The organism is Chromohalobacter sp. 296-RDG (genome assembly GCF_029889885.1).
In the GTDB taxonomy this organism is placed as follows: domain Bacteria; phylum Pseudomonadota; class Gammaproteobacteria; order Pseudomonadales; family Halomonadaceae; genus Chromohalobacter.
The window spans coordinates 1-7,448 of record NZ_JARANY010000083.1; the positions used below are offsets into that span (position 1 = coordinate 1).

General features: G+C 60.3%; 8 protein-coding genes and 1 pseudogene. 2 read left to right on the forward strand and 7 right to left on the reverse strand.

Going from position 1 to position 7,448, the window contains the following annotated elements:
* From OP495_RS15725 to puuE, 7 genes and pseudogenes are all read right to left on the reverse strand, one after another.
* Positions 1 to 201 (reverse strand): annotated as a pseudogene (locus OP495_RS15725) ((S)-ureidoglycine aminohydrolase); the annotation flags it as partial.
* Between the two features lie 87 nt (positions 202 to 288).
* Positions 289 to 1,131, reverse strand: coding sequence for a MurR/RpiR family transcriptional regulator (locus tag OP495_RS15730; protein WP_280570628.1), 843 nt, complete (start codon positions 1,129 to 1,131; stop codon positions 289 to 291).
* A gap of 43 nt (positions 1,132 to 1,174) precedes the next feature.
* Positions 1,175 to 1,903, reverse strand: coding sequence for an amino acid ABC transporter ATP-binding protein (locus OP495_RS15735; protein WP_280570629.1), 729 nt, complete (start codon positions 1,901 to 1,903; stop codon positions 1,175 to 1,177).
* Positions 1,884 to 2,540 (reverse strand): amino acid ABC transporter permease, encoded by a 657-nt coding sequence (locus tag OP495_RS15740; RefSeq protein ID WP_280570630.1) that lies wholly within the window; start codon positions 2,538 to 2,540, stop codon positions 1,884 to 1,886. Before OP495_RS15740 ends, OP495_RS15735 begins: the two co-directional genes overlap by 20 nt.
* Positions 2,537 to 3,208 (reverse strand): amino acid ABC transporter permease, encoded by a 672-nt coding sequence (locus OP495_RS15745; RefSeq protein ID WP_280570631.1) that lies wholly within the window; start codon positions 3,206 to 3,208, stop codon positions 2,537 to 2,539. The genes OP495_RS15740 and OP495_RS15745 overlap by 4 nt, the downstream gene beginning before the upstream one ends.
* Before the next feature lie 14 nt (positions 3,209 to 3,222).
* A complete protein-coding gene (locus OP495_RS15750) occupies positions 3,223 to 4,038 on the reverse strand; it encodes a transporter substrate-binding domain-containing protein (protein WP_280570632.1) in 816 nt (271 codons plus the stop codon).
* A 334-nt stretch (positions 4,039 to 4,372) separates the two neighbouring features.
* Complete coding sequence (gene puuE, locus OP495_RS15755; RefSeq protein ID WP_280570633.1) at positions 4,373 to 5,308, reverse strand: allantoinase PuuE; 936 nt, start codon at positions 5,306 to 5,308, stop codon at positions 4,373 to 4,375.
* A gap of 287 nt (positions 5,309 to 5,595) precedes the next feature.
* On the opposite strand from puuE, the gene OP495_RS15760 reads away from it, so the two are divergent.
* Together OP495_RS15760 and OP495_RS15765 are read left to right on the forward strand one after the other, a co-directional pair.
* Positions 5,596 to 6,327 carry an aspartate/glutamate racemase family protein gene (locus OP495_RS15760; RefSeq protein WP_280564636.1) on the forward strand — a complete coding sequence of 244 codons (732 nt, stop codon included), beginning with the start codon at positions 5,596 to 5,598 and terminating at the stop codon, positions 6,325 to 6,327.
* A gap of 212 nt (positions 6,328 to 6,539) precedes the next feature.
* On the forward strand, positions 6,540 to 7,448 hold a 909-nt coding region (locus tag OP495_RS15765; RefSeq protein WP_280570634.1), incomplete at its 3' end, for an NCS1 family transporter.

A 7,448-nucleotide genomic window follows, 5' to 3' on the forward strand; every position in this document is an offset into this window, starting at 1 on the left:
AAGCGGCCGCGAAAGTATCCACAACCGCGTCTTTTCCCAATGCGGCAGGAAACTGGTGACGATATCGCTCATCACGCCTTTCGGGATCACCGCATACGCCTCGGTGAACACCGCTCGACCATGAATCAGTTGGCTCTGCGGCGGCAGCCCTCCATGGGGGGCGTAGTAAGTGTGCCGAGATGTGTCGGTACGCTGTGGCATGCTTTCTCCTCAATCAAACCTCGCGACCCGGCAGAGCACCGGCGTCACACGTTCTGTTTTTGCTTATCATTTTGGCACCGGGATATCTCAGGGGGCTAATTCCTCCAACTCCTGATAAAGCTCCGTGACATCGCCGATTCGCGCCCGCCCCTGCGCGAGCCGGCGATGAAGCATGGCATTGGCCAGCAAACTCACCAGGCTCATGGCACTGGCATAGCTGTCGAAGGCCGAGATCGTTTCCAGCGCACACTCCAGCCGCCAGGTGACCCGATCATCATACTTTGCCGTCGTCGGATCACCGATCAGCAACAAGCGCTGTTCACGCTGGGCGAGTGCATCAATCAGCGTCTCGAACAATCGCGGACGGCGGCGAAAACCGATCAGCACGATCAGCGTCCCCGGCTCAAGTTCAACTAGTTCCTCGGCAAGCGACTGATTGGGCGCCGGCAATAACCGCACGTTCGCTCGTGCTTGAATCAACTGCTGGCGAAAATGCAGGGCGACGGGATAACTGTTGCGGTAACCCACCACGGCCACTTCTGGTGCTTCATCCAGCGCACTGACCACCGCATCGAAAAGCGCCGGGGTAAGGCCTTCCAGACACTGGCGTAAGTTATTCTGCTCGCGATCGGCATGACGTCGAAAACGTTCGATGCCGTTTTCCAGCGTCTCGGTGTTGGATGCCAACGGTACACCATAATGGCGCAGTTGCCGGGCATGCGCCTTGACCGCCTTGAAGTCATCAAAGCCCAAGCGCTTGAACAATCGGGTCACGGTCGCCTTGGAGACACCGCTCAGGCGTGACAGATCGGTCGCGCTGTAGACCGCCAGGTCCTCGAGATGCGCCAGAATGAAGTCCGCCACCCGGCGCTCCTGCGGGCCCAATTCCGAAAAATGCTGCTGTAGTCGACGACCGATATGCGCCTGCATGCTGACGTTCCTTATCGTAAACCCTGAAATAGAATGGCCGCCGCTACAGGATCGACGCGATAAACTGGCTAAGTTCCGGTGTCTTGGGCTGGGTGAACAGCGTCTGCGGGTCACCCGCCTCATGGATGTGCCCATGATGCATGAAGACCACGCGATGACTGACATCGCGGGCGAACTTCATTTCATGCGTCACCAAAATCAACGTCATGCCCTCCGCTGCCAGGCTTTCCAGCACGTGCAGCACCTCACCCACCAGCTCAGGATCGAGCGCTGAGGTTACCTCATCGCACAGTAGTACCTTGGGCTGCATCGCCAAGGCGCGGGCAATGGCAACGCGTTGTTGCTGACCACCGGAAAGCTGCGCCGGATAGGCATCGATCTTTTCCAGCATGCCGACCTTGTCGAGCATCTGCTCGGCGATCTGACGCGCCTCGGCGCGAGGCGTCTGCTTGACCACCACTGGCGCCAGCATGACGTTCTCGATCACCGTCTTGTGCGGGAACAAGTTGAAGCTCTGAAACACCATACCGACATTCTGGCTCAGCTCTCCCGGCGACATCGCGCCACCATCGAGACGTTGATCGGCTAGATGAATGGTACCCCAGTCGTGATGCTCGAGCTGGTTGAGGCAACGCAGGAAGGTACTCTTGCCCGAGCCACTGCGGCCGATGACCGAGACCACCTCACCGGCCTCGATCTCCAGGTCGATGCCCTTGAGCACTTCCAGGTCACCGAAGGATTTATGCAGGTCGTTAACGGCTACCAGCGCCATAGAGCTTTCTCTCCAGGTAACGGGCATAGCGGGACAGCGGATAGCAAAGGATGAAGTATCCGAGCGCCACCAGTGCGAAAATGGTGAAGGGGGCGAAGGCCGCGTTGTTGAGCATGGTGCCGGCCTTGGTCAGTTCGACGAAGCCGATCACCGACGCCAGCGCGGTGCCCTTGATGACCTGTACGGAAAAGCCGACGGTCGGCGGCACGGCCAGGCGCAGCGCCTGCGGCAGGATGACGTGGCGCATCGACTGCAGATAATTGAGGCCAAGCACGCGCGCAGCCTGCCACTGCCCGCTGGGAACTGCCTCGACACAACCGCGCCAAATGTCGCAAAGGAAGGCACTGGTGAAGAGCGTTAGCGCTACGCTGGCTGCGGTCCAGGCGGAGATGTCGAAGCCCAGCACGGCAGCGCCGAAGTAGGCCAAGAATAACTGCATCAGCAGCGGCGTGCCCTGAAACAGGTCGACGTAGAGTCGAACCAGCCAGCGGATTGGCCATAAGCCGCCCATGCGTAGCAGCGTCAACATCAAACCGACGCAGGCGCCACCAGCGAAAGCGATCAGCGACAGCACCACCGTCCAGCGACCCGCCAAAAGCAGGTTGCGTACGATGTCCCACAGTGTGAAATCCGTCATGACGATCCTCCTTGGAGAAACGCGAACAGACGCCGCCCGACGAATTCGAACGCCAGCCGCAAGCCCACCGCCAGCAACAGGTAAATCAGCGTGACCACCAGATAGACTTCGAAGCCACGGAAGTTGCGCGACTGGATGAAGTTGGCGGCGTAGGTCAGATCGAACACCGAAATCTGGGAGACCACCGCCGAGCCCAGCATCACGATGATGCACTGGCTGATCAGCGATGGATAAACCCGCGAAAAGGCTGGCACCAGAACCACGTGTCGGAAACTCTGCAGCCGCGAAAGCCCCAGCGCACGGGCAGCTTCATGCTGGCCGCGCGCCGTCGAGTCGATGCCCGCGCGCAAAATTTCGGCTGTGTACGCGCCAAGATTCAGCACCATCGCCAACAGAGCGGCTACAGTAGCGCTGATCGGCACGCCCAGTGCCGGCAGCCCGAAAAACAGGAAGAACAGCTGAACGATGAACGGTGTGTTGCGTGTCACCTCGACATAAGCACCCAACAAGCGGCTGGCGATACCCCGCCCACCATCACGAACGTAGGCAACGACAATCGCCAGCGCGATCCCGACGAAGGTGGTGACGACGGTAAGCCATACCGTCGTCATCAACCCCTTGAGGATCTCGTCCGTGTACGGCAATAACGTGGAGAAATCCAGGGTCATGGCGAATCATCCACTCAGGAGGAAAGATCGTCAGGCAGCGCGGTGTGGAACCACTTCTGCGACATCGTTTCCAGCGTACCGTCTTGTTTGGCTCGTTCGATCAACTCGTTGACGCGGTTTTTCAGTGCCTCATTGTCCTGAGTCAGGCCGATATAGCAGGGCGAATTCTTGATCCGGAACACCATGGTCGGCGCCCGCTCGGCATTACGCTCGGCGATCTGCGCTGCCACCACGTTGCCGGTAGCAATGTAATCGACTTGGCTGGAAAGAAACGCGGAGATCGTGGTGGCATTGTCCTCGAAGCGCTGGACGGTGGCATCATCGGGTGCCAACTCGGACAGCTCCATATCCTCGACCGAGCCACGTGTCACCCCGATAGTCTTGCCAGAGAGACCAGCCGCCTCATCGATCGAATCCGCACCGGGCGTGCCGAACACACCGAGGAAGAACGGTGCGTAGGCATCGGTGAAGTCGATCACTGCGGCGCGCTCGGGATTTTTGCCCAGGCTGGAAATCACCAGGTCGACCTTGTCGGTCTGCAAAAACGGTATGCGATTGGCACTGGTGACCTTCACAAGCTTCAGATCGATATCCATCTGATCGGCCAGGTACTGGGCCATATCGATGTCATAGCCCTGCGGCTGTAAATCGGTACCTACTGAACCGAATGGCGGAAAATCCTGCGGGACAGCGACACGCAGCGTGCCGCGCTGCTCGACAGTCTCCAGGTCACTGGCCTGGGCCGAGACGGCAGCAATACCGGCAAGCAGGGTGCCGCATAGCATCAGCACGACCTGTCTATAGAACCGGTTCTTGGCAATAGCGAACATACTGAATCTCCTGAAGGAGTCTACTTTGTTGTGCAGTTAGAGAAACGTTTGTCGACTTCTCTTCGCTTGACGAAACATTCGTTTCTCTACTTAAACAGCAATTTCGACGCCAACATTGCCATTAGCGGCATCAATTCAGCAGGTTAGCGCTCATATCGAAAATCGGGGCTAACATTTTATCGTGCGCTATTCGCGCCAGATGTCCACATCCGGTGCATCCGGCCAGGGCATCGCACCATGAGACAGCACGCGTGACGCAAACGAAAGGCAGATGATGATGGCAGCCTCCCGGCTGCCATCGCATCGATACACCAGTTTCCTCGCCTGTCGAGGCCTACCCCGAATGCTTCTCAGCCCAGTGGCGGGCGATGTCCACACGCCGGGTTATCCACACCCGGTCGTGGGCCTCGAGGTGATCAAGGAAGCGCTGCAGCGCTCGGAAACGCCCAGGGCGGCCGATCAGCCGGCAGTGTAGGCCGATGGAGAGCATCTTGGGGGTTTCCGCGCCTTCGGCATAGAGCACATCGAAGGCGTCGCGCAGGTACTGGAAGAAGGGCTCGCCGTGGTCGAAGCCGGTGGGCGAGGCGAAGCGCATGTCGTTGGTATCCAGCGTGTAGGGCACGATCAGGTGGCGGTGCGTCTGGCCCTGGCTGTCTTTGACGTCGCTCCACAACGGCAGATCGTCACCATAGTAGTCACTGTCGTAGAGAAAACCACCCTGGTCGAGCAGCAGGCGCCGCGTGTTGGGGCTGTCACGGCCGGTGTACCAACCTAACGGAGCCTCGCCGTAGAGCGTTCGGAAGATCTCGACGGCGCGCTGCATATGCTCACGCTCGACGGTTTCCGGCACATTCTGATAATGAATCCAGCGATAGCCATGGCAAGCGATCTCGTGGCCAAGTTCCTTGAAGGCGTGTGCCGCCTCGGGATGACGTTCCAGCGCCATGGCGACACCGAACACAGTCAGCGGCAGCCCGCGTCGTTCGAACTCTCGCAGCACGCGCCACACGCCCGCCCGCGAGCCGTACTCGTAGATCGACTCCATGCTCAGGTGGCGATCCGGGTAGGCCTCGGCACCGGCGATTTCGGAGAGGAACTGCTCGGAGTGGCTGTCGCCGTGCAGCACGCTGTTCTCGCTGCCCTCTTCGTAATTGAGGACGAACTGCACCGCGATACGTGCCCCGCCCGGCCAATCGGCCTGAGGCGGTGTGCGACCATAGCCGACGAGGTCGCGGGGATAAACGGCGGACGGATCGGAGGATGATGCCATGCCCATGAAGACTCCCGTTTCTTGTTCTATCAGCTATTTACCTTAGCGTGCGTTGATGTATACAAAAAATCAATCCCTTGGCCGAGCGCCTGGAATCGCCATCACATCGTTTGCAGGCGTATGAAATGTCCATGCAACCACCGTCCACCGGCGACACAAGGCACTGGTGGCCTGGTGCTCACCTGACGCGACGACGATTGGGCATTGACTTATTTTGTATTCAATACTAGAAATTTTGTAGACAAAAATACTGCATCCGAGGCGAAACCTCGCGCTCAAGGACTCTCATGCGCTTGCATCTCATCAATCCCAACACCAGCACCGGCATGACCACGCGCATCGATGAATCCGCCAGTCGTATCGCGGCGCCGGGTACACGGATCGTCGCCACGCAGCCGGAAAGCGGTCCGGTGTCCATCGAGGGTCACTTCGACGAGGCGATCAGCGCCGTGGGCGTCACCGAGGAAATCGCCAAGGGCGAGCGCGACGGCAGCGACGCCTACATCATCGCCTGCTTCGGCGATCCCGGCCTGATGGCGGCTCGCGAAATGACCCGCGCCCCGGTGCTGGGCATCGCCGAGGCCGGTTTCCATATGGCCAGCCTGATCAGCACGCGCTTCTCGGTGGTCACGACGTTGGGGCGTACCGGCATCATTGCCGAGCATCTGCTGCAAGCCTACGGCTTCGCTAATCACTGCCGCCGCGTGCGCGCAGCGGAGATCCCCGTACTCGATCTGGAAGACGACGGCGATGCAGCGCTGACCCGCGTGATCGAGACTTGTCGTCGCGCCCGCGATGAAGACGGCATCGGTGCCATCGTCCTCGGCTGCGGCGGCATGGCCGACCTGCGCGCCACTATCGAGGAAGCGGTGGGCATTCCCATCGTCGAAGGCGTCACTGCCGCCGTGAAACTGGCCGAGGCGCTGGTCGGCCTGGGGCTCGGCACCAGCAAGCATGGCGACCTGGATTTTCCACGTCCCAAGGCGTTCACCGGCCACTTCGCCCATTTATCACGCTAAGGCCCGCAAACGGGGGGAGCCACGTTTCAGCACCACGATCCATATGCGTTAACGCTCGAGCCTACACCATCGCCGGCGTCCTTTTGCCAATAATCACAACACCAGGACGCCCGACCGATAGATAAACAGCAGCACGCTACGCCACTCGGACGTCCCCCAGCGGGGCGCACAACAACAAACCGCGGGATCCGGTCCCGCCCGAGGAAAGCGTCATGACAAGCGACTCCGCCACGTCGGAAGGGCCGCGCCCTGCCGGCAAGGCACCGGGGGAAGAATCCCTGGCCCCACAGCGCACCCGCATCATGGGGCGCATCTCCTATTTACTGGCCTGGTTCGGCGGCTGCGTATCCATCGGCACCTTCGCCATGGGTTCGAGCATCGTCGGCACGCTCAATCTGCTGCAAGCGTCGCTGGCCATCGCCATCGGCTGCTTCGTGATCGGCGTCGCGCTGACGATCAACGGCGCCGCCGGCTACAAGTACGGCATTCCCTTCATGGTCCAGGCACGCAGCGCCTTCGGCTTTACCGGCACACGCCTGCCTGGCCTGGTGCGCGCGGTGCCGGCCATCGTCTGGTACGGCTTCCAGAGCTGGATCGGTGCCGGCGCCCTGAACGCCGTGTCGGCGACCCTGCTGGGCTTCGACAACCTGGTGTTCTACTTCATCGCTTTCCAGCTCTTGCAGATCGCCCTGTCGGTGTTTGGCTTCCAGGGCATCAAGTGGCTGGAAAACATCGGTAGCGGTTTCATTCTGGCCTCGCTGGTCTACATGTTCTTCAGCGTGCTCGACAAGTACGGCGATGTGATCGGCGAGCAGTTGATCGATATCGATGGCACCTGGGGGCTACCCTTCTGGGGCGCGACGATGCTGTTCCTGGGCATCTACAGCACCATGATCCTCAACGCCAGCGACTACTCGCGCGAACTCAAGCACGGCAGCGGGCCGGGACTTCTGGCCACGCTCTACGCCATGTCGATCCTGCCCTGCACGCTGTTCATGGGCTTGATCGGGCTGATGGTCTCCGGCGCCACCGGCGTCGCCGATCCCATCGATGTCTTCGCCAATGCCGTCGACAACCCGCCGCTTCTGATCACCACCCTGCTGTTCATCGCCTTCGCCCAG